The 18,282-nt window shown below is 73.4% G+C and carries 17 protein-coding genes and 1 tRNA gene; 9 read left to right on the top strand and 9 right to left on the bottom strand.

Going from position 1 to position 18,282, the window contains the following annotated elements; all coding sequences use genetic code 11:
• Positions 1-282: 282 nt before the first annotated feature.
• The gene (locus ACVHNB_RS35370; protein WP_428954492.1) at positions 283-1,569 is read left to right on the top strand and encodes a M6 family metalloprotease domain-containing protein; all 1,287 of its coding nucleotides are present in this window, start codon (positions 283-285) and stop codon (positions 1,567-1,569) included.
• 243 nt (positions 1,570-1,812) lie between these two features.
• On the opposite strand, the gene ACVHNB_RS35365 is transcribed toward ACVHNB_RS35370, so the two are convergent.
• The 7 genes from ACVHNB_RS35365 to ACVHNB_RS35335 all read right to left on the bottom strand — a co-directional run bounded on the left by ACVHNB_RS35365 (position 1,813) and on the right by ACVHNB_RS35335 (position 8,042).
• Positions 1,813-1,886 (bottom strand) — tRNA-Lys (locus ACVHNB_RS35365).
• A complete protein-coding gene (locus ACVHNB_RS35360) occupies positions 1,877-2,491 on the bottom strand; it encodes a bifunctional DNA primase/polymerase (protein ID WP_428954493.1) in 615 nt (204 codons plus the stop codon). Before ACVHNB_RS35360 ends, ACVHNB_RS35365 begins: the two co-directional genes overlap by 10 nt.
• Positions 2,492-2,602: 111 nt before the next feature.
• On the bottom strand, positions 2,603-2,959 hold the full coding sequence (locus ACVHNB_RS35355; RefSeq protein WP_428954494.1) for a hypothetical protein: 357 nt from the start codon (positions 2,957-2,959) through the stop codon (positions 2,603-2,605).
• A gap of 87 nt (positions 2,960-3,046) precedes the next feature.
• Positions 3,047-4,393 carry an AAA domain-containing protein gene (locus tag ACVHNB_RS35350; RefSeq protein ID WP_428957657.1) on the bottom strand — a complete coding sequence of 449 codons (1,347 nt, stop codon included), beginning with the start codon at positions 4,391-4,393 and terminating at the stop codon, positions 3,047-3,049.
• 2 nt (positions 4,394-4,395) lie between these two features.
• Positions 4,396-5,991, bottom strand: a complete 1,596-nt coding sequence (locus tag ACVHNB_RS35345) for a hypothetical protein (protein ID WP_456226740.1) — start codon at positions 5,989-5,991, stop codon at positions 4,396-4,398.
• A 37-nt stretch (positions 5,992-6,028) separates the two neighbouring features.
• The gene (locus tag ACVHNB_RS35340) at positions 6,029-7,159 is read right to left on the bottom strand and encodes a hypothetical protein (protein ID WP_428957658.1); all 1,131 of its coding nucleotides are present in this window, start codon (positions 7,157-7,159) and stop codon (positions 6,029-6,031) included.
• Positions 7,110-8,042: a phosphatase PAP2 family protein gene (locus ACVHNB_RS35335; protein WP_428954496.1), complete on the bottom strand. Its 933-nt coding sequence runs from the start codon at positions 8,040-8,042 to the stop codon at positions 7,110-7,112. Before ACVHNB_RS35335 ends, ACVHNB_RS35340 begins: the two co-directional genes overlap by 50 nt.
• Before the next feature lie 230 nt (positions 8,043-8,272).
• On the opposite strand from ACVHNB_RS35335, the gene ACVHNB_RS35330 reads away from it, so the two are divergent.
• Complete coding sequence (locus ACVHNB_RS35330) at positions 8,273-8,872, top strand: histidine phosphatase family protein (protein WP_428954497.1); 600 nt, start codon at positions 8,273-8,275, stop codon at positions 8,870-8,872.
• A 274-nt stretch (positions 8,873-9,146) separates the two neighbouring features.
• On the opposite strand, the gene ACVHNB_RS35325 is transcribed toward ACVHNB_RS35330, so the two are convergent.
• Positions 9,147-10,544, bottom strand: coding sequence for a tetratricopeptide repeat protein (locus ACVHNB_RS35325; RefSeq protein WP_456226739.1), 1,398 nt, complete (start codon positions 10,542-10,544; stop codon positions 9,147-9,149).
• 323 nt (positions 10,545-10,867) lie between these two features.
• On the opposite strand from ACVHNB_RS35325, the gene ACVHNB_RS35320 reads away from it, so the two are divergent.
• Both ACVHNB_RS35320 and ACVHNB_RS35315 read left to right on the top strand, forming a co-directional pair.
• On the top strand, positions 10,868-11,296 hold the full coding sequence (locus tag ACVHNB_RS35320) for a hypothetical protein (protein ID WP_428954499.1): 429 nt from the start codon (positions 10,868-10,870) through the stop codon (positions 11,294-11,296).
• A gap of 87 nt (positions 11,297-11,383) precedes the next feature.
• The gene (locus ACVHNB_RS35315) at positions 11,384-12,271 is read left to right on the top strand and encodes a spermidine synthase (protein WP_428954500.1); all 888 of its coding nucleotides are present in this window, start codon (positions 11,384-11,386) and stop codon (positions 12,269-12,271) included.
• A 13-nt stretch (positions 12,272-12,284) separates the two neighbouring features.
• Here the strand turns inward: ACVHNB_RS35315 and ACVHNB_RS35310 are convergent, their stop codons facing one another.
• A complete protein-coding gene (locus tag ACVHNB_RS35310) occupies positions 12,285-12,821 on the bottom strand; it encodes a hypothetical protein (RefSeq protein WP_428954501.1) in 537 nt (178 codons plus the stop codon).
• Positions 12,822-12,978: 157 nt separating this feature from the next.
• Here ACVHNB_RS35310 and ACVHNB_RS35305 point away from each other — a divergent pair, with 157 nt between their 5' ends.
• From ACVHNB_RS35305 to ACVHNB_RS35285, 5 genes are all read left to right on the top strand, one after another.
• Positions 12,979-13,683 (top strand): response regulator transcription factor, encoded by a 705-nt coding sequence (locus tag ACVHNB_RS35305; RefSeq protein WP_428954502.1) that lies wholly within the window; start codon positions 12,979-12,981, stop codon positions 13,681-13,683.
• On the top strand, positions 13,680-15,077 hold the full coding sequence (locus ACVHNB_RS35300; protein WP_428954503.1) for a sensor histidine kinase: 1,398 nt from the start codon (positions 13,680-13,682) through the stop codon (positions 15,075-15,077). Before ACVHNB_RS35305 ends, ACVHNB_RS35300 begins: the two co-directional genes overlap by 4 nt.
• 112 nt (positions 15,078-15,189) lie before the next feature.
• Positions 15,190-16,677, top strand: coding sequence for a glycoside hydrolase family 18 protein (locus ACVHNB_RS35295; RefSeq protein WP_428954504.1), 1,488 nt, complete (start codon positions 15,190-15,192; stop codon positions 16,675-16,677).
• A gap of 152 nt (positions 16,678-16,829) precedes the next feature.
• Positions 16,830-17,408, top strand: a complete 579-nt coding sequence (locus tag ACVHNB_RS35290) for a TetR/AcrR family transcriptional regulator (RefSeq protein WP_428954505.1) — start codon at positions 16,830-16,832, stop codon at positions 17,406-17,408.
• Between the two features lie 72 nt (positions 17,409-17,480).
• Positions 17,481-18,251 (top strand): SDR family NAD(P)-dependent oxidoreductase, encoded by a 771-nt coding sequence (locus ACVHNB_RS35285; RefSeq protein WP_428954506.1) that lies wholly within the window; start codon positions 17,481-17,483, stop codon positions 18,249-18,251.
• The last annotated feature ends 31 nt before the right edge of the window (positions 18,252-18,282 follow it).

Genomic DNA, 18,282 nt, shown 5'->3' with positions numbered 1-18,282 from the left:
GTGCGTCGTCTGGTCGCGTGGTCTGCTGCGGCCGGGTCCCGGCAGGGAAGAGTGCCGATCATAGAGGCCGGTCGGAGGGCCTATCCAGCCTCGTCCACGGGGCAGTGGGGTTCCAGCCGGACGGACCCGGGCCTGCCAGATCGTTTCTGCCCGCATCCGGTCGGGCTGCTGCCGCACCTCGATCAACTGTGACGTTCCGTGACCGTTCGGGGTGTCGGTCCCTCACTCATCCGGGCCAGATAAACAGGGCGAAGGCCTACAAATACCCACACTCTGGGTTGGGTGTCTCACATTCCCCTCCCGGAGGTCGACTTGCCGCGTCCGCAGCCACCCGGGGGAGTGGACAAGCCCCGCCTGCGCGCCACCGCGGCGGCGCTGACCGCTCTCACCGCCCTGGCGGCCACAGGCCTCGTAGCGGGCCCGGCGGCCGCCGCTCCGTACGCGGGCCCGTGCGCACTGGAGCGCACCGCGGCCCACCACTCCGAAGGCCTGGACACCTGGAACGCGGCCTATCCGCGCCCCAAGAAGACCCTGAACGCGGTGATGGTCTTCCTCTCGTTCCCGGACTCGGCCCCGCTGACCACGCCCGAGGAACTGACGGCCGACTACTTCCCGGCCACCAGCCGCTTCTTCGAGCGGGCCTCGTACGGCAAGTTCCGGCTGGAGCCGCACCCGCAGCGCACCTGGCTGGAGATGCCGAAGGACTCGACGGCGTACGCGATACGGCGTGACTGGGACGCGGCGCACCGCAGCGCGTACCTGCGCGACGCGCTGCGAGTGGCGGACCCGCACACGGACTTCAGCAAGTACGACGTCGTCTACTTCGTCGCCGACCCGGACGCGCCGGGCGTCGACTCGGACGCCACGAAGGTGGTGAACTTCGACCGGCCGATGCGGGCGGACGGCACGGACATCCGCCGCATCGTCACGGTCTTCGAGCAGCATCCGCCGGACCGCAACGTCCTCGCGCACGAGACGGGGCACGTCTTCGACCTGCCCGACCTCTACCACCGGCCGTCCGACGGCAAGGGCGACTGGGACACCTACGTCGGTGACTGGGACGTCATGGGCAGCCAGTTCGGGCTGGCGCCCGACTTCTTCGGCTGGCACAAGTGGAAGCTCGGCTGGCTCGATCCGCGGCAGGTGGCGTGCGTGTCCCGTACGGGGTCGACCCGGCTGACGCTGGAGCCGCTGAGCACGGCGCCGCACCGGGCCGGCGCCCCGTTCGGCACCGGCGACGGCACCAAGCTGGCGGTCGTACGAACCGGTCCGGCCACCGCCATCGCCCTGGAGGCCCGCGGCGGGGGCGGCAACGACAGCGCCACCTGCAGCCAGGGCGTCCTCGCCTACCGGGTACGCAGCGACTCCTCGTCCGGCGGCGGCCCCGTCCAGGTCCTCGACGCCCACCCGGACACCGAGGCCTGCTACGGCGACTCGGTGTACCCACCGCTCGCGGACGCGCCGGTCGGGGTCGGGGAGAGCTACACGGCGGCGGGCGAGAAGGTCCGGATCGAGGTGGAGGACCGGACGGCCTCGGGCGCCTGGACGGTCAAGGTGACGACGGGCTGATCCGGCCCGCCACTCATCGGTCTGAGCTGTGGCCCTGCTGGGGGCGGGCGGCAACGAGCTCCCGCCACCGGCTGGCCTGTGCGGCGTCTGTGTGTGGACGGTGCGAGTGACAGCGCCCCGGGCGGCGACCCCGCGCTGGGGGTGTGGGTGGCGGAGCCCCCACAACGCGCGACGCAGTCGCGCAAAAACAACGGTGGCGGGACGATTCGCGCTTTCCGCGAACACATCCCGCCACCGACAACGTGCGCCGCCAGGGACTCGAACCCCGGACCCGCTGATTAAGAGTCAGCTGCTCTAACCAACTGAGCTAGCGGCGCCTGCTGACGTCGTAGACCTTAGCATCCTGATCGGCGGCAGGAAAAATCGATATCCGCACCGCCGCGTGGGCGCTGGCCCGGGCCGCCCGGACGCAGGCCCAGAGCAGGACCTCGGGGCCCGGCAACCAGGGGCGCCGGGTGTCGGGGGCGACCACCCAGCGGGACTCCAGGCGCTGGTCGGAGCCGGGCGCGGGCGCGGGCACGGTGACCGCGTCGCCGGTGCCGTGACAGAGCAGGGGCGGCACCGCGGGGCCCCACTCCTCCCATTCGAGGAGCGAGGGCAGGCGCTGGGCGGTGCCCGGCGCGGTGAACAGCAGCATGCGGCCGCGGTGGGCGGCGACCGGGCCGGAGCCGGGGCCTTCGTCCCAGAGCCGGTCTAACATGCGGCGGCCGAAGATCGCCGGGACGTTCACCACGTCGAAGACGGAGCCGCAGGGCAGCACCACGGGGGCCGTGGGCCGGGACTCCCAGTGGGCCAGCGTGGAGCGCGGATACGATCCTGCGGATGCGAGCCAGGCGGCGCCCTCCGGAGTGACTCCGCTGACGTCGAAGCGGTCGTCGAGGTTGCCGGGGGCAGGGGCAAGGTGGGGGTGTGCGCTGCTCATGCCACCCACATCTACAGGGCGTGCACGCATAGCTCCCAACGGTTGCGGGAAACCGGGACAGGAGGGGGCGGGGTGGAGTATCTTGCCCCTCTGGCATATGCCAAAAGATCTTTACGGGGTCTGCTCGGTGGTGCCGCGCAGCAGGTCACGGCCGAATTCGACCATCTTCTTCGCATAGTCCTCGGTCCACTCCGCGCGCTCCGCGATGTCGGCCGTGGTGAGCCGGTCGAAGCGGCGCGGGTCGGCGAGCTGGGCGGCCGCGATCGCCTGGAACTCGACGGACCGGTCGGTCGCCGCGCGGAACGCGTGCGTCAGCTCCGTGGCGCGGGCCAGCAGCTCGCGAGGGTCCTCCAGGGACTCCAGGTCGAAGAAGTGCTCCGGGTCGGCGGCGGCCTGCGCGGGCTCGAAGATCAGCGGGGCGGGCCGCAGCCGCGGCTGCGGGGTACGGGGCCGCTCGGGCTCCGCCATGGTGGTTCCTCCTCGTGCAGACGTGCGGCCCCGCGGTCCGTGCCGGGGCCATCTTCCATTGTCCCCGGGGACGCAAGGGGGCCCTGCCTACGGTCTCCAGGCCACCCGGTGCTCCGACAGCCGGGCCAGCACGGAGTGATTGGCCTCCCAGCCGTCCGGGAACTTCACAGTCACTCCCAGCTGCACCGGCTCCGTCGACGGATGCTCGTCCAGCAGATCGGCGACCCCCTCCCGGCACACCACGATGCACGCATGCCGGTGCCGGGACGCGAGCACGCACAGCCGGCCCGTCTCCAGGTGGAACGCCGTCGCGTCCGGCCGCCCGGACAGCGGGTGCAGCACCACGGTCACGTCGAACTCCCGGCCCTGCAGCCGGTTCGCCGTGTCCACGGTGACGTCCGTGACGCCCAGCTCGGCCAGCGCGGCCCGCACCGCCGCCGCCTGGTCGCGGTGCGCGGTGCCGACACAGATCCGGTCCGCCGTCAGCGGAGCCTCCCGCGGACCCCGCTCGGAACGCGTGACGCCCTCCCGGTCCAGCAGCCGCCGCACCACGAGCGCCACCGCCCGCACCGCCTCCGGATCGGTCCGGGGCGTGTGCGCGGCGGGCAGTTCGAGCAGGCCCCAGCCCGACTCGGCCGCCTCGTCGATGACCCGGTCGGGGCCCGAACCGTCCGACGCCGCACGGAAGCTCAGCTCCCGGTCGCCCTCGTCGGTGCCGCTGCGGAACGGAGTGAACGGATAGAACGCCCCCGACACCAGCGGCGCCGCCGACGCCGGCAGCCGCCACGACACCGGCAGCCGGTGCTGCGGCAGGTCGGGGTTGTGGGCCAGCAGCGTCGACACCGCCGACGCCGACGGGTCGTACGACAGCCCCGCCCACTGCTCCGAGCCGACGATCGCGAACGGGTCCAACTGCCCCGGATCGCCCACGAACAGCGCCCGCTCGAACAGCCCGGCCACGGCCAGCAGCGCGTCGGACCGCATCTGGTACGCCTCGTCCACGATGGCGTGCCGCCACGGATCGACGCCCTTCACATGGGCCCATTTCGCGGCGGTCGAGATCACCACCGGCAGCGGTGCCAGATCGCCCGCCTTCGTCGACGTTCGCACGTTCGCCAGGTCGTCGAGCGCCTTGTCGTACGCGTCCGGGTCACTGCTGTGCAGCCGGCCGACGGGCAGCTCCGGGTTCTTCTCGTGGAGCCGTACGACGAGGTCGTCCACCTGCGCGTTCGTCTGCGCGACCACCATCAACGGCCTTCCCGCACCGGCCAGTTCGAGCGCGGCCCGCACCACCAGGGTCGACTTCCCGGCGCCCGGCGGGGAGTCCACCACGACGCCGCGCGCGTCGCCGTGGAGCGTGTCGCGCAAGATGGCCTCCGTCGCCCGGGTGGCGGCGACGGACGGGCTGAGGACGGCCGGGGTCAGCGGTGTCACGGTCACAGGAGGTCCTCCGAGGTCACGGCGTCCGGTGTCTCCGCGGCCGAGCCCGGCGGGCCGCCGTGCGTCCACGGGGTCTCCTCCGGATCCGGCAGCGTGGGCCCGCCGCGCTGCTCGTGCTCGAACAGCGTCCAGCACACCCGGTCCCCCTTGCCCGGCACCGACCCGTCCTCCGGCTCCTTGCCGCGCCCCATCTTGTCCAGCACCCGCAGGACGACCGCGCCCGGGGAACCGTCGGCGCCGTCCTCGTACCCCACGAACTCGGCCGCCTGCGGCTTGCCGGCCAGGGAGCGGTACACCTTCACGCGCTCCCCGAGATGCGGCCGGTCCTCCGTGCGCACCGTGACCAGCGGCCGCGGGCGCTTCTTGTCGTTGTACGCCGCCACGACCTCGGTCACCTCTCCGGCGAACGCCTCCCCGGACAGCCGCCGTCCCGCCATCACCAGCGGGTCGTCGAGCGCCTCCTGCGCGTCCAGGCGGGCCTGTTCGCGCTCGCGCGTCGCCAGCTTGTTGGCCGCGGTCACCGCGTCGTCGCGGCGCGGCTGCGGCGGTTCGCCCGCGGCGACCCGGTCGCGGTGCCCGGTGAACGACCACCGGTCCCGCGTCCAGCGCTCCGCGGCGCGCGGGCCCTCGGGCAGCGTGCACAGCAGGTCGAGTCCGCGCCACACCGCGTCCCAGGTGGGCCGGGTCCGTGACTCCACCAGATCGTGGATCTCCCGCTCGGCCGCGGTGAGTTCGGCCAGGCGGCCGTCGGCCTCGACCGCGTCCTCGGTGGCGGCCAGCCGCGTACGGGCCCGGTCGTAGCGCTCGATCGCGGGAGCCAGCAGTCTGTTGTCGAAGGCCGGGTCCGTGGCCGGGCCGGCCGGCGGGCACAGCAGCTGGCCGTCCGCGCCCCGGTCCAGCTCGGCGCGGAGCGCGGCCTCGGCGCCCGACGTGCCCTCCGGCGCGGCGATCCAGGCCAGCAGCGCCCCCAGGTGCTGGTCCTCCAGGCTCGACTGCCCCGTCGCCCAGTGCCGGGCGAGCAGGTCCGTCATGGCGAGCAGGAGCGAGGAGCCGGGGACCCTGGCCCGCTCGCCGTAGTGCGTCAGCCAGCGGCCGAGCAGCGGGACGTGCGGCGGCGCCGGGTACGGCGTCTCGGGATCCTGCTCGGCCGTCCGGCGAAAGCGCATCGAGCGGCCGAGCAGCCGGACGAACTCGATGCCCGCGCGGCTCGGCACGATCAACTGCGGCGCGTCCGCGCACAGTTCGACCTCGACCTTGACCTTCTTGCCGGTCTCCGGGTCGGTCTCGCTGCGCTCGGCGGCCTCGACCTCGGCGGCGTACCCGTCGACGTACGGCAGGACCGTCTCCGCGAGCTGCGTCAGGAAGGCGAAGCGCAGGTCGCGGTCGCGGGGCTGCGGCACGACGAGCAGGCGCGGTGCGGTGCGCTCGGTGCCGACCAGGGCGCCGAGCGGGGCGCCCGTCTCGCCCGCGGTGATGAGCGGCACGAGGACCAGCGGGCGCTGGGACAGATGCCGGTGCCGGACCGTGGCGGTGGGCTGGGCGCGGCCGGTGCTGGTGGCTTCCAGCCGGGCCAGGTGGTTGATCAGGCTCACGGGGTGGGCTCCTCGGACAGGCCGGTCACATCAGGGTTCAGCACCGCGCCCCCGCCAATGCCTCGGCCCGCAGCGCCGCCGCCCGCCGCAGCGCCGCCACCGTCGGATCCGCGGGGTCGCCCGCCTCGCCGTGGGCGGCGGCGAGCACCGCGTCCACCGTGGTCAGACCGCCGAGCTCGGCGCGCAGCGGCCGGCCGAGCGCCGTCACCGCGCCCGCCGCCCGCGACCGGTCACGGCAGTGGAACGCCAGCTCGCACGCGGCCAGGCACTCCGGCGCGTACGTCGCGGGCACCGATTCGACGGCCGCCGTCAGCTCGGCGGGGGAGCGGGCCGGGTCGAGGACGGTGCCGGGCGGCAGCTGCGCCGCGATGTCCTCGATCCGGGTCAGGCGCCGCAACTGGCGCCGCGTCACCGACAGCTGCCGGCGCACGTCGACGGCCGACGCGGCCGGTAGGTTCGAGAAGTCCTTCGGGCAGACCAGGACGACGCGGTCACGGACCCGCACCGCGATGTCCGGCATCCGGTCCGCGAGCTGCTCCAGGGCCAGCACGTACACCGCCGCCTGGCGGGCCGCCGCGCCCACCTTCGCCGCGTCCGCTGCGCCGTCGATCATCGGGAAGGACTTGATCTCGACGACCGTCCAGCTCCCGTCGGGATGCACGACCACCGCGTCCGGCTCCAGGAACGCCGGGCTGCCCGCCACGTCCAGGGCGAGCATCGGATGGTCGAGGAACGTCCAGGTGCCGGGGGCCTCCACCGCCTCGCGCAGCGCGAGGCGCGTGCGCTCGGTGCGGCCCTCGGGCCCGATCGCCGACAGATCGGGGGCGCGGACGAGCTCGGGGGCCGGCTCCGGGGCGTCGCCGCCCACGCGCGCGTGCACCAGGTGCAGCAGCTGGGCGCCGCCGTCCGCCTTCACCCGCGCCTCGAACACATTGCCGCGGGTCAGCGCGAACTGGGACTGGCCGAACGCGGAGGGCGAGCCGAGCGCGTCCGCGAGACGGGCCTTGTCCACTCCCGCGCCGTCCAGCAGCGCGCGCCTGCTGCACCCCGGGTTCGCCGCGAGCGCGGCCAGGGCGCGGGCGTCCAGCGGGCGCGGCGGATTGTCGGGGCCGCGCAGCTCAGCGAGCCGGTGCCGCAGCCCCGTCGCCTGAGTCGCGGGGCGCGGCAGCCTTGCGCTGTCGGGGAATTCGCTCACCCGGGGAAGTCTGGCACTCTCCACTGACAATCGAGGAACGTGTGGCGGAAGGGGCTGCTTCGGAGCCGCCCGCGGCCATGACGTTCACCCGGTCCCTGGCCCGTGCCGCGAGCCTGGTCACCGGCTTCGTGAGCAGCAGACCCGCGCCCATCACGGCGACCCCGGCCAGCGCGTCGAAGAAGTAGTGGTTGGCCGTGCCCATCACGACGATCGTGGTGATCAGCGGGTAGGCGACGCCCGCGGCCTTCACGTACGGGTTGCGGCTGTGGCGCCACAGCATGATCCCGCACCACAGTGCCCACCCGACGTGCAGGCTCGGCATCGCCGCGTACTGGTTCGTCATGCCGCCCAGGCCCTTGGGCGCGCTGGCCGCGCCGCCCCACCAGCCGTACGAGCTGTACTGGGCCATCGTGTCGACGAAACCGTGGCTCGCGGTGAGCAGCCGCGGCGGGCAGGTCGGCAGCAGCGTGAAGCCGATCAGGCCGATCATCGTGGAGGTCATCAGCCAGGTCCTGGCCGCCCGGTACAGGTGGGCGCGGCGGCGGAAGAGCCAGATCAGGACGGCCGGGGTGACCACGTAGTGCAGCGAGGCGTACCAGAAGTCGGCGGGGACGCCGATCCAGGCCTCGCGGGTGAAGAGACGGTTCAGCGGGTGTTCGAGATTGAGGTGGACGGCCTTCTCGGCGCGGAGGATCGCGAGCCCGTGGTCGACGGCCGTGCTCACATCGCCGCGGGCGAGCAGCCGGCCCGCCGAGTACGCGCCGTACACGAGGACGAGCAGCGGCAGTTCGGTCCACCAGCGGAGCCGGGCGCCGGGTATCGCCTCCGTGCGTGGTGCGTGGTCGATCTGCGACATTTCGGGCCGCTCCCCCTCTTCCTCGTCCGGCGGCCTCCGGCCACATCGGTCACCCTACGGTGTAAGCGGGGTGCTGGGAGGCTTACCCCTGACCCTCGTAGACGCGGAGATCACTGACCGGGTTGCCCGGCGGGCGGTCCGCAATCAGGTTGCGCGATGATGGACGGGGCAACGTTCCCCGTTCGCTCCCCGTTCACCCCGTATGTCCTGTCGTCGTGAAAGGTCCCCGCATGGCACCGCGCATCCTGTTGGCCCGGCACGGACAGACGGAATGGTCCCTGTCCGGACGGCACACCGGCAGGACGGACATCCCGCTCCTGGAAGAGGGGCGGCGCGGCGCCAAGCTGCTCGGCGAACGGCTGCACCGGGCGCCCTACGACGGTCTGGCCGACGTGGAGGTGCGCACGTCGCCACTGGTGCGGGCGAGCGAGACGTGCGAGCTCGCCGGATTCGGGGACCGGGCCACCGCGTGGGACGCGCTCATGGAGTGGGACTACGGCGCGTACGAGGGCCTCACCCCGGCGCAGATCCAGGAGCTGCGGCCCGGCTGGTTCATCTGGCGCGACGGTGTGCCCGACGGTGAGACGCTCGCCGAGGTGACGGCGCGGGCCGACGAGGTCGTGGCCTGGGCCCGGTCCGCCGACCGCGACGTCCTGGTCTTCGCGCACGGGCACATCCTGCGGTCGATCGGGGCACGCTGGCTCGGCCTCCCCCTCGACTTCGCGTCCCGGATCCGGCTCAACCCGACGTCGCTGTCCGTACTGGGCTGGGCCTATGGGGAGCCGGCGCTGGAGAGCTGGAACGAGACGGGGCACCTGGCGGTGGGCTGACCGGAATCGCGGGCCCGCCGCCCGGGCTCGGGATTTCGTTCGCGGGTGCACGTCCGGTGGGGGCCGGTCACGCGTCCGCGCCGTTGCGGGTGGTGTTTCGTCGGCGGGTGCGGCCCGGTGGGGCTTCTCGCGCAGTTCCCCGCGCCCCCTGAGGCATGCAGCTTCGCTGCTGCCTCCCCGATGAGATGCCGCACGCAGTGCGCATCACAGGGGCGCGGGGAACTGCGCGACCAGCCCCCACTCACCCGCACTCGCCCACTCGCCGCAGCCGGAACTAGCGGCGGGACGTCGCGTGTGCCTCCAGGAAGGATGCGACCCCGGCCGCCCGGCGATGGGGCAGAAGAACCCGCGCCGTGGTCGCCAGCATCGACTCGATCCGGGAGGACCGCACATCGCGGAGCAGGCCGAGCGCCCGCGACCCCGCGTCGGCGGCCTCGTCGGGCCGGCCGGAGCGGGCCAGGTCGTCCGCCAGTTCGGCGGTGTACAGGGCGATGTTGCGGGTGAAGTGCGGATCCTGCAGGGCGGCGGCGCGCCGCGCGTGCCGGGCGGCGCGGTGCCATTCGCCGAGCGCCGACCAGCACTGCGCCTCCAGACCCTCCAGCTCGGCCTCGCCGTAGAACGACATCCACTCCGGGTCCGCGTCCGAGCCGCCCCGCGCGAACAACGCCTGCGCCCGCGCCAGCGACCGCTCGCACGCCGGGCGGTCGCCGAGCCCGGCCCAGCCGCCGGCCTCCCGCAGCGCGAGCAGCGAGAGCAGCCGCGGCGAACCGAGCGGCGCCGCCACCCGGGCCGCCGCCTGCGCCGCCCGTACGGCCTCGCGCGGGCGGCCCGCGTCGCGCGCGAGGAACGCGGTGTTGCAGAACGCGTGCGCCTCCAGCGCCTCGTCACCCGCCATCCGCGACGTGGCGAGCGCCTCCGCGTAGTGCGAACGCGCGTCGTCGAACCGGCCCGAGTCGTGCGCCAACCAGCCCACCGAGATGGCCAGTTCACCCGCCCCGGCGGTCAGCCGCTCGGCGACGTCGCCCTGCGCGGTGCCCGCGTCGAGCAGCTCGAAGGCGGTGCGCAGCGGCGTCGCCGCCCGCCGGTACAGGCCGTCGCCGCCGTGCCGGTCGTCGAGCAGCCGGATCCGCCGGATCGCCTCCTCCACCGCGCCGGCGCCGGCCCGCGCGGGATGCCGGTCGAGAGCGGCGTCACCGGGGGCGGCGCCGAGCGGGACGCCGAAGGGCGTCAGGGTGGCGACGGCCACGGTGGCCGTCGAGCCGGTCATGCCGGTCATGAATGCGCGACGCCGCACGTCGCTCTCCTCGTGGTGCGTGTGCTCAGGGACTTCGGGGTCATCGGGGCGCGGGTGCGCGGTGGCCACGGGTGGGCGCGCGCCCCGGCCGCGTACCGAGGCGCGGGGCGCGAACCCGAGGTCCGTGAGCGACCGGCCTGGGAACATGTGCAGGAACACCCGCTCGTACGCGTAGTTGGGGCAGCGGATCGCGCCCGCCTCCACGCGGCCGATGTAGCGCGCGTCGCAGCTGACCCGCTCGCCGATCTCGCGGGCCGCACGCCGTACCGCGGCGGCGAACTCGCCCGGCGAGCGCTGCCCGCGCAGCCGCCGGAAGGCGAGATTCGGCCGCGGGGCCTGGGGTTCCGAGGCGGCCGGGACATACGGAGACGACGTCATGGGCGGGTCCTCCCGTGCGAACCGTGCCGGAGACCAGGGGAGTTGGGTGGACTCGGGAAGCCGGGCAGCACCTGCGAGTCGGCAACTCCCTTGTTCCGGCGAGGCTCGAAGGTACCGGCTGTGACAGTCCCGACACGCAGTGTTTGGCTACAAAACGGATATCTCACCCGCGATCTGCCATGAACTGCCATCCTTTGCGGCGGCGTGCCGCCGTAGCCGTTGACGCCCGTATGCGTTGAACCATGCGGCGAAACCCCATCTGGCGTGAGAGCCACGTACGCGAAGAGCGAGGAGGGGCCGACATGTTGGACGCGTCACTTCCCATGACGTCACAACCCGCGGCGTCGTTGTCGACGGCGCGGCACTGCCCGAGCGAGGAGCGCAGTGCGCAGCCGCCCGGCGCCTGCGACCTCGTGACGGTGCCGTCCCGGCAGGGCCTGGAGGCGGTCGACATCCTGCGCCGCGGCAGCACGGAGCCGGTCGGCCCGGTGCTGCACGACGGCGGCGGCGACACCCTCGGCTTCCTCGTCCCGCCCGGCACCGCCGACGGCTGGGACGTGCCGGGCAGCGCCTGTACGCACACCCAGGGGCGGGGCCTCTCGCTCGCCCCGCCCGTCGAGGGCACCGGCTGGCTGCTGCCGCCCGACCCCGCGGCCTCGCCGGACGGCGACCTCGTCACCGACCCGGCCGTGCTGCGCGCCGCGCTCGACGAGGCGGCCCGCCTGATCGAGGCCGCCGACAACTGCCGCTGAGCCGGTCCGACCGCCCGTCGCCCGCCAGCGCCCTGCTCGAACCCCCTTCGGGGCGCCCTTCCGACCGCGCCCACGGATAATGGCCGGATGGCGAGGTCACGCGGGAATCAGGGGCGCAAGGGCGACAGGGACGGCCGGGGATCCCGGGAGTCCGTCGTGCAGAGCGTCGACGGCGGGCTCGCCGAGCTGATACCCGACCGGGACCGGCCGGCCGGCTGGACCCTGTACCTGGACGGTGCGCCGCAGTCGCACGTCGACCTCGACGACCCCGCCCACCTCTCCTTCGAGTACCAGCGCCGCATCGGCCACGTCCTCGACCTGGCCGCGGACCCGGGCCGCCCGGTCCAGGCCGTGCACCTCGGGGGCGGCGCCTTCACCCTGGCCCGCTACGTCGCGGCGACCCGGCCCCGCGCCACCCAGCAGATCGTGGAGAGCGACGGCCCCCTCGTCCAACTCGTGCGCTCCGCGCTGCCGTTGGACCCCGGAGCCCGTATCCGCGTCCGGACGGCGGACGCCCGCGCCGCCCTCGCCAAGCTGCCCGACGACTGGGCCGACGTCCTGGTGGCGGACGTGTTCAGCGGGGCCCGTACCCCGGCCCACCTCACCACCACCGAGTTCCTCACCGAGGTGCGGCGCGTGCTGCGGCCCGCCGGCACCTACGTCGCCAACCTCGCCGACGGCCCGCCCCTCGCGTATCTGCGCGCGCAGATCGCCACCGCCGCGGCCGTCTTCCCCGAACTGGCCCTGATCGCCGACCCCACGGTGCTGCGCGGCAAGCGCTTCGGCAACGCGGTCCTGGTGGCGTCGGCGCTGCCGCTGCCGGTCGCCGAACTGACCCGGCGCGCGGCGGGCGACCCGCACCCCGGCCGGGTGGAGCACGGCCGGGCGCTGGTGGACTTCACGGGCGGAGCCGTGCCGGTCGCGGACGCCGCCGCGAAGGCGTCCCCTGCGCCGCCGCCCTCCGTGTTCCGCTGACGGCAGGCCTCGGTCAGTAGTCGGCGATCTCCACCGTCGGCCGGTGGTCGTGCCAGGTGCAGAACACCGACACCTTCTTCTCCCCGGACGTGAACTCCACTCGGATCCACGTCGTCTGCTTCCACACCTGCACCGACCAGCCGGGGCCCGGCGTCGCGGACACCAGCGTCGCCGACGTCTCGCCGAGGTCGAAGACCGCACGGCCGCCCTCCGTCGCATAGCTCTTCACGTTCCCGGCGGACGCCGTGGCGGAGGACGCGGCGCCGGGCGGCGACGTACCGGGCCGGGGCGTCGCCGACGGCGTCCGGCTCGGCTTCGACGGCTTCGACGAGGGCGTGGACGACGTCGTGGACGGCGACGGCTCCGGCCGGTGCGTGGACGAGGAGAGAGGCGACGCCGAGTCGGACTCGTCGGCCGCGACCACCGGCAGCGCCCTCGGCGGGTCGTACGCCGTGCCGGACATCACCGTGTGCACGCCCCACCACGACAGGGTCACCGCGGCCCCGGTGGCCAGCAGCCAGGCCACCGTGTGCACCAGACCCCGGCGCATCGGGTGCGGGACCCGAGAGGGATCCGGGGGCTGCGGTGGCGGTGGCATCGGTTGCATCGCGGGCCATACTGCACCACACCCGCCACCGCTGTCCCACAGAGTCCGCGGTCACTCGGGGGGAGGACCGCAAACGCCCGGATGGCGTACGGTGCCGCCCATGGCAAGTGTGCTCGTGGTCGAGGACGACCAGTTCGTGCGCTCCGCCCTCATCCGGCACCTGACCGACGCAGCGCACACCGTGCGCAGCGTCGGCACGGCCCTGGAGGCGCTGCGCGAGGTCGCCCATTTCCGTTTCGACGTGGTGATCCTCGACCTCGGTCTGCCCGACCTGGACGGGGCCGAGGCGCTGAAGATGCTGCGCGGCATCACCGACGTACCCGTGATCATCGCCACGGCCCGGGACGACGAGGCCGAGATCGTCCGGCTGCTGAACGACGGCGCCGACGACTACCTGACCAAGCCGTTCTCGCCCGAGCACCTGTCCGCGCGGATGGCCGCCGTGCTGCGCCGCTCGCGCGGGAGCGCCGCCGCCGAGCCGCCGTCCCGGCTGCTCCAGGTCGGCGGGCTGTCCATCGACCCGCTGCGCCGCCAGGCCGAGCTGGACGGGGCCCGGCTCGACCTGACCCGCCGCGAGTTCGACCTGCTGGCCTTCCTCGCCGGGCGCCCCGGCGTCGTCGTCCCCCGCAAGGAACTCCTCGCCGAGGTGTGGCAGCAGTCGTACGGGGACGACCAGACCATCGACGTCCATCTGTCCTGGCTGCGCCGGAAGCTGGGCGAGACGGCCGCGCGCCCCCGCTATCTGCACACCCTGCGCGGCGTCGGCGTGAAGCTGGAGCCGCCGCGCCCGGAGTCGTCGCTGTGAGATGGGCACTGGTCAAGGTGTGCCTGGCCGTCACGACGATGGTGGTGGTCGCGTTCGCCGTTCCGCTCGGGCTCGTCATCAAGGAGATGGCGCGGGACCGGGCGTTCTCGAACGCCGAGCGGACCGCCGCCGCCATCGGGCCCACCCTCTCCATCACCACCGACCGCGACCAGCTCGCCCGGGCGCTCGCCACCGCGCAGACCGGCGGCGAGGACCGGATGTCCGTGTACGTCCCGGCAGCCGGCGGGGATCCCGAGATCCGGCTCGGCAAGCAGTGGGTGGACCCGGCGAGCCTGGACATCAGCCGGGCCCGGCACGACGAGGTCCCGGGCGGTTCCGTGTGGCTGCAGCCGATCGCCGTGAGCACCGTGAAGATCGCCGTCGTCGAGGTGTTCGTCCCCGAGGCGGAGGTCACCAATGGCGTGACGACCTCCTGGGTCGTGCTCGCCGGCGTCGGCGTCGCCCTCATCATCGGCTCGGTGGCCGTGGCCGACCGGCTCGGGGTGCGCATGGTGCAGCCCGCGCAGCGGCTGGTCGGCGCCGCGCACGACCTGGGGGAGGGCAAGCTCGGCGCGCGCGTCCCCGAGGACGGGCCCACCGAACTGCGGCTGGCCGCCGTCGCGTTCAACTCCATGGCCGACCAGGTCGTGCAGCTCCTGGCGAACGAGCGGGAGCTGGCGGCCGACCTCTCGCACCGGCTGCGCACGCCGCTGACCGTGCTCCGGCTGAACGTCGCCTCGCTCGGGGAGGGCACCGCCGCCGAACAGACCCGGGTCGCCGTCGAGCAGCTGGAGCGTGAGGTCGACACCATCATCCGTACGGCGCGGGACGCCAAGCCGCAGACCGCCGCGGCCGGTCCGGGCGCCGGCTGCGACGCCGCCGAGGTGATCCGGGAGCGGATGGACTTCTGGTCGGCGCTCGCCGAGGACGAGGGCCGCAAGGTCCGGGTCGCCGGGGTCGACCGGCCGGTGCGGATCCCGGTCGCCCGCGGCGAGTTGGTGGCCGCGCTCGACGCGCTGCTCGGCAATGTGTTCCGGCACACGCCCGAGGGCACCGCCTTCGCCGTCGACGTGCACAGCGGCGAGGACGCCGTGATCGTGCTCGTCTCGGACGCCGGGCCCGGCATCCTCGACCCGGAGGCGGCGATGGCCCGGGGCGCGGGGTCGGGCAGCGACGGCTCGACCGGGCTCGGCCTGGACATCGTGCGCCGCCTCGCCGAGTCGACCGGCGGCGACGTGCGGATCGGCTCGTCCGTGCTCGGCGGCACCGAGGTGCGCATCTGGGTGCAGCTCGACGGCCGGGCCCCCGGTGAGAGCCGCCGCGGACGCGGACATCGGGGCCGGGAACGTAAAGGACTGGTCTCGACCTTTAATCGCTCCCGATCCCTTCCTTAAGCCAACCCTAAGATCCTCAATCCCCTTCCCGGTTGCCCGAATTGACGGATTCCGGATCGCTAGCGTGCTGCCGCACCCCCAACACCCCCCGTACAGCTAAGGCAGGCACGCGATGAGCAGCACGCACCGGCGCAGGGTCAGCGGCAGGAACAAGGCGATAGGCGGCGTCGTCGCCGCGGCCGTCGTGGGCGGCGGAGCCTTCCTGTTCGCCTCCAGCGCGTCGGCGGCCTCGGTCGGCGCCGCGTACACCAAGACCAGCAGCTGGTCCGGCGGCTACACCGGCCAGTACGTCATCAAGAACGACACGGACAAGGCCCAGTCCGACTGGACGCTGGAGTTCGACCTGCCGTCCGGCGCCAAGCTCAGCTCGCTGTGGAACGCCGACTCGAAGGTCGCCGGCTCGCACGTCACCGTGAAGCCCTCCTCCTGGGACAAGCAGGGCATCGCCGCGGGCAAGTCCGTGACCGTCGGCTTCGTCGTCTCCGGCGACGCCGACCCGACCGGCTGTCTCATCAACGACGCCAAGTGCTCCGTCGACGACGCCGCCACCCCGGAGCCGAGCGGCCGCCCGACCGAGTCGGCGAAGCCCAGCCCGAGCGCCTCCGCCTCGGCGTCCTCGACCGCCAAGCCCAGCACGACGGCGACGGCGAGCCCCTCGGCGTCCTCCTCGTCCGGCTCCGGTTCGGGCTCGGGCTCCGGTTCGGCGGCGGGCGCCGGCTTCGCCCCGTACGTCGACACGTCGCTGTACCCGAAGTTCGACCTGGTCGCCTCCTCCAAGGCCTCCGGCGTCAAGGAGTACAACCTCGCCTTCATCACCTCAGGCGGCGACTGCAGCCCGAAGTGGGGCGGCGTGACCGACCTCGGCAGCGACGAAGTCGCCTCGCAGATCGGTGACTTGAGGGCCGCGGGCGGCGACGTCCGGGTCTCCTTCGGCGGCGCCTCCGGCACCGAGCTGGCGCAGGCCTGCTCCTCGGCGGGCGAGCTGGCGAAGGCGTACCAGAAGGTCGTCGACCAGTTCAAGCTCACCAAGGTCGACTTCGACGTCGAGGGCGGCGCCCTGCCGGATACGGCCGCCAACACCAAGCGCGCCCAGGCCATCGCGACCCTCCAGAAGGACAACCCGGACCTGAACGTCTCCTTCACGCTCCCGGTCATGCCCGAGGGCCTCACCTCGGACGGCGTGAACTTCCTGAAGAACGCCAAGTCCAACGGCGCGAACGCCGACCTCGTCAACATCATGGCGATGGACTACGGCGCCTCGTACGACGGCGACATGGGCACCTACGCCGAGCAGGCCGCGACCGCCACGCAGGCCCAGATCAAGAGCGCGCTCGGCCTCTCCGACGCCGCCGCCTGGAAGGCCGTCGCGATCACCCCGATGATCGGCGTCAACGACGTCAGCGCCGAGGTCTTCAAGGTCGACGACGCCACGCAGCTGGTCACCTTCGCCAAGGAGAAGGGCCTGGGCGGCCTGTCGATGTGGTCCGCGACCCGCGACAAGCAGTGCGAGGGCGGCGCCTCGAACTCGGCGCAGCCGACCTGCAGCTCGATCGAGCAGTCGGCCAACGCGTTCCAGAAGGCGTTCGCCGCCTTCAAGTAGCCACGAGGGCCCTTCGGGAAACCGCGAGGGCCCTGCCACAGCCACTGAGTGAACGGGGGACTGAACCCCGGCCGGTCCACCCCCCACCCGGCCGGGGTTCATTTCGTCCTCGGTTATTGACCCACAGGTCCATTACCTCGTACGATCCTGCCATGGCGAGACCGCGGACGTTCGACGAGGACCAGGTGCTGGACAGCGCGATGGACGTCTTCTGGCGCAAGGGGTACGCGGCGACCACTCCGCAGGACCTCGTCGACGAGCTGGGCCTCGGCAAGGGCAGCCTCTACAATGCCTTCGGCGGCAAACGCGCCCTGTTCGACCGGGCGTTGACCCGCTACCGGGACACCCAGGCCGTCCGTCTGACGGAGCTCCTGGAGGGGCCGGGCCCGGTCAGGGCGCGTATCCGCGAAGCCCTGCGGCTCCTGGTCGAACTCGACTTCACCGACTCGGACCGGCGTGGATGCATGGCGGTCAACACGGCGACCGAGCTGGCGCGGTCGGACCCGGCGGCCGCGGAGACGGTGCGCCGCATGTTCGCGCGCACCGAGCAGGCGTTCCTCGCCGAGCTCCAGAAGGCGCAGCGCGCCGGGGAGATCGATGCCGCGCGCGACGTACGGGCCCTCGCCTCACTCCTGCTGGGCGCCGTGATCGGTATGCGGGTCCTGGCCAAGACGGCCGACGGGCGGGCCCAGGTGGAGCGCGTGGTGGACGGGCTGCTCGACACGCTGTGACACGTACGGGGCGGGGCCCGGTTTTCGTGTGTCCATGTTTTGTACCTACGGTTAAAAAATGGAGCAGGGCTGATGGAACTGAACCTCACCGGCAAGGCCGCCCTCGTCACCGGCGCGAGCCGCGGCATAGGCCTGGCCGTCGTCCGCGCCCTGGTCGCGGAGGGCGCCCATGTCGTCGGCGCGGCACGCACGATCACACCCGAGCTGAAGGAGACGGGCGCGCGGGCGGTCTCCGTCGACCTGGCGACCCCGGACGGCCCGGATGAACTCGTCGCCCAGGCAGGGGAGTTCGACATCCTGGTCAACAACGTCGGTGGCGGCGACTCCACGCGCGTGGGCAGCTTCCTCGACGTCGACGACGACGGTTGGCGGCGCACCTTCGACGTGAACTTCTACGCGACACAGCGCCTGGCCCGCGCCGCCCTGCCCACCCTGATCGAGCGGCAGGGCGCGATGGTGAACGTCTCCTCCGTCGGGGCCCGCATGCCGGCCGCCGGGCCCGTCGACTACAACGTCGCGAAGGCCGCCCTGACCGCCCTCGGCAAGGCGCTCGCGGAGGAGTTCGGCCCGCGCGGCGTCCGCGTCAACACGGTGTCACCGGGCCCGGTCCGCACCGGCCTCTGGGAGGCCCCGGGCAGCTTCGGCGCCCAGCTGGCCGCGGCCAACGGCGTCGACCACGCGGACTTCCTCACCCGGGCGCCCGAGTTCATGGGCATGACGACCGGGCGCCTCGCCGAGCCCGAAGAGGTCGCCGCCCTGATCGCCTTCCTGGCGTCGCCGGTGGCCGGGAGCGTGACGGGAGCGGACTACCTGATCGACGGCGGCCTGGTGAAGGTGGCCTGACGGCGTCCGGGACGTCCGCCGGGCCGGGCCG

This window comes from Streptomyces sp. YJ-C3 (assembly GCF_053891275.1).
This window is presented reverse-complemented; position numbering and strand designations above follow the sequence as displayed.

What these genes read in the sequence shown, in the direction of transcription:
- ACVHNB_RS35360 (WP_428954493.1), bottom strand. Translation starts at nt 2,491, where the DNA reads ATGAGCAGCGCACACCCCCACCTTGCCCCTGCCCCCGGCAACCTCGAC.
- ACVHNB_RS35355 (WP_428954494.1), bottom strand. Translation starts at nt 2,959, where the DNA reads ATGGCGGAGCCCGAGCGGCCCCGTACCCCGCAGCCGCGGCTGCGGCCC.
- ACVHNB_RS35335 (WP_428954496.1), bottom strand. Translation starts at nt 8,042, where the DNA reads ATGTCGCAGATCGACCACGCACCACGCACGGAGGCGATACCCGGCGCC.
- ACVHNB_RS35330 (WP_428954497.1), top strand. Translation starts at nt 8,273, where the DNA reads ATGGCACCGCGCATCCTGTTGGCCCGGCACGGACAGACGGAATGGTCC.
- ACVHNB_RS35325 (WP_456226739.1), bottom strand. Translation starts at nt 10,544, where the DNA reads ATGACGTCGTCTCCGTATGTCCCGGCCGCCTCGGAACCCCAGGCCCCG.
- ACVHNB_RS35320 (WP_428954499.1), top strand. Translation starts at nt 10,868, where the DNA reads ATGACGTCACAACCCGCGGCGTCGTTGTCGACGGCGCGGCACTGCCCG.
- ACVHNB_RS35315 (WP_428954500.1), top strand. Translation starts at nt 11,384, where the DNA reads ATGGCGAGGTCACGCGGGAATCAGGGGCGCAAGGGCGACAGGGACGGC.
- ACVHNB_RS35310 (WP_428954501.1), bottom strand. Translation starts at nt 12,821, where the DNA reads ATGCGCCGGGGTCTGGTGCACACGGTGGCCTGGCTGCTGGCCACCGGG.
- ACVHNB_RS35305 (WP_428954502.1), top strand. Translation starts at nt 12,979, where the DNA reads ATGGCAAGTGTGCTCGTGGTCGAGGACGACCAGTTCGTGCGCTCCGCC.
- ACVHNB_RS35295 (WP_428954504.1), top strand. Translation starts at nt 15,190, where the DNA reads ATGAGCAGCACGCACCGGCGCAGGGTCAGCGGCAGGAACAAGGCGATA.
- ACVHNB_RS35290 (WP_428954505.1), top strand. Translation starts at nt 16,830, where the DNA reads ATGGCGAGACCGCGGACGTTCGACGAGGACCAGGTGCTGGACAGCGCG.
- ACVHNB_RS35285 (WP_428954506.1), top strand. Translation starts at nt 17,481, where the DNA reads ATGGAACTGAACCTCACCGGCAAGGCCGCCCTCGTCACCGGCGCGAGC.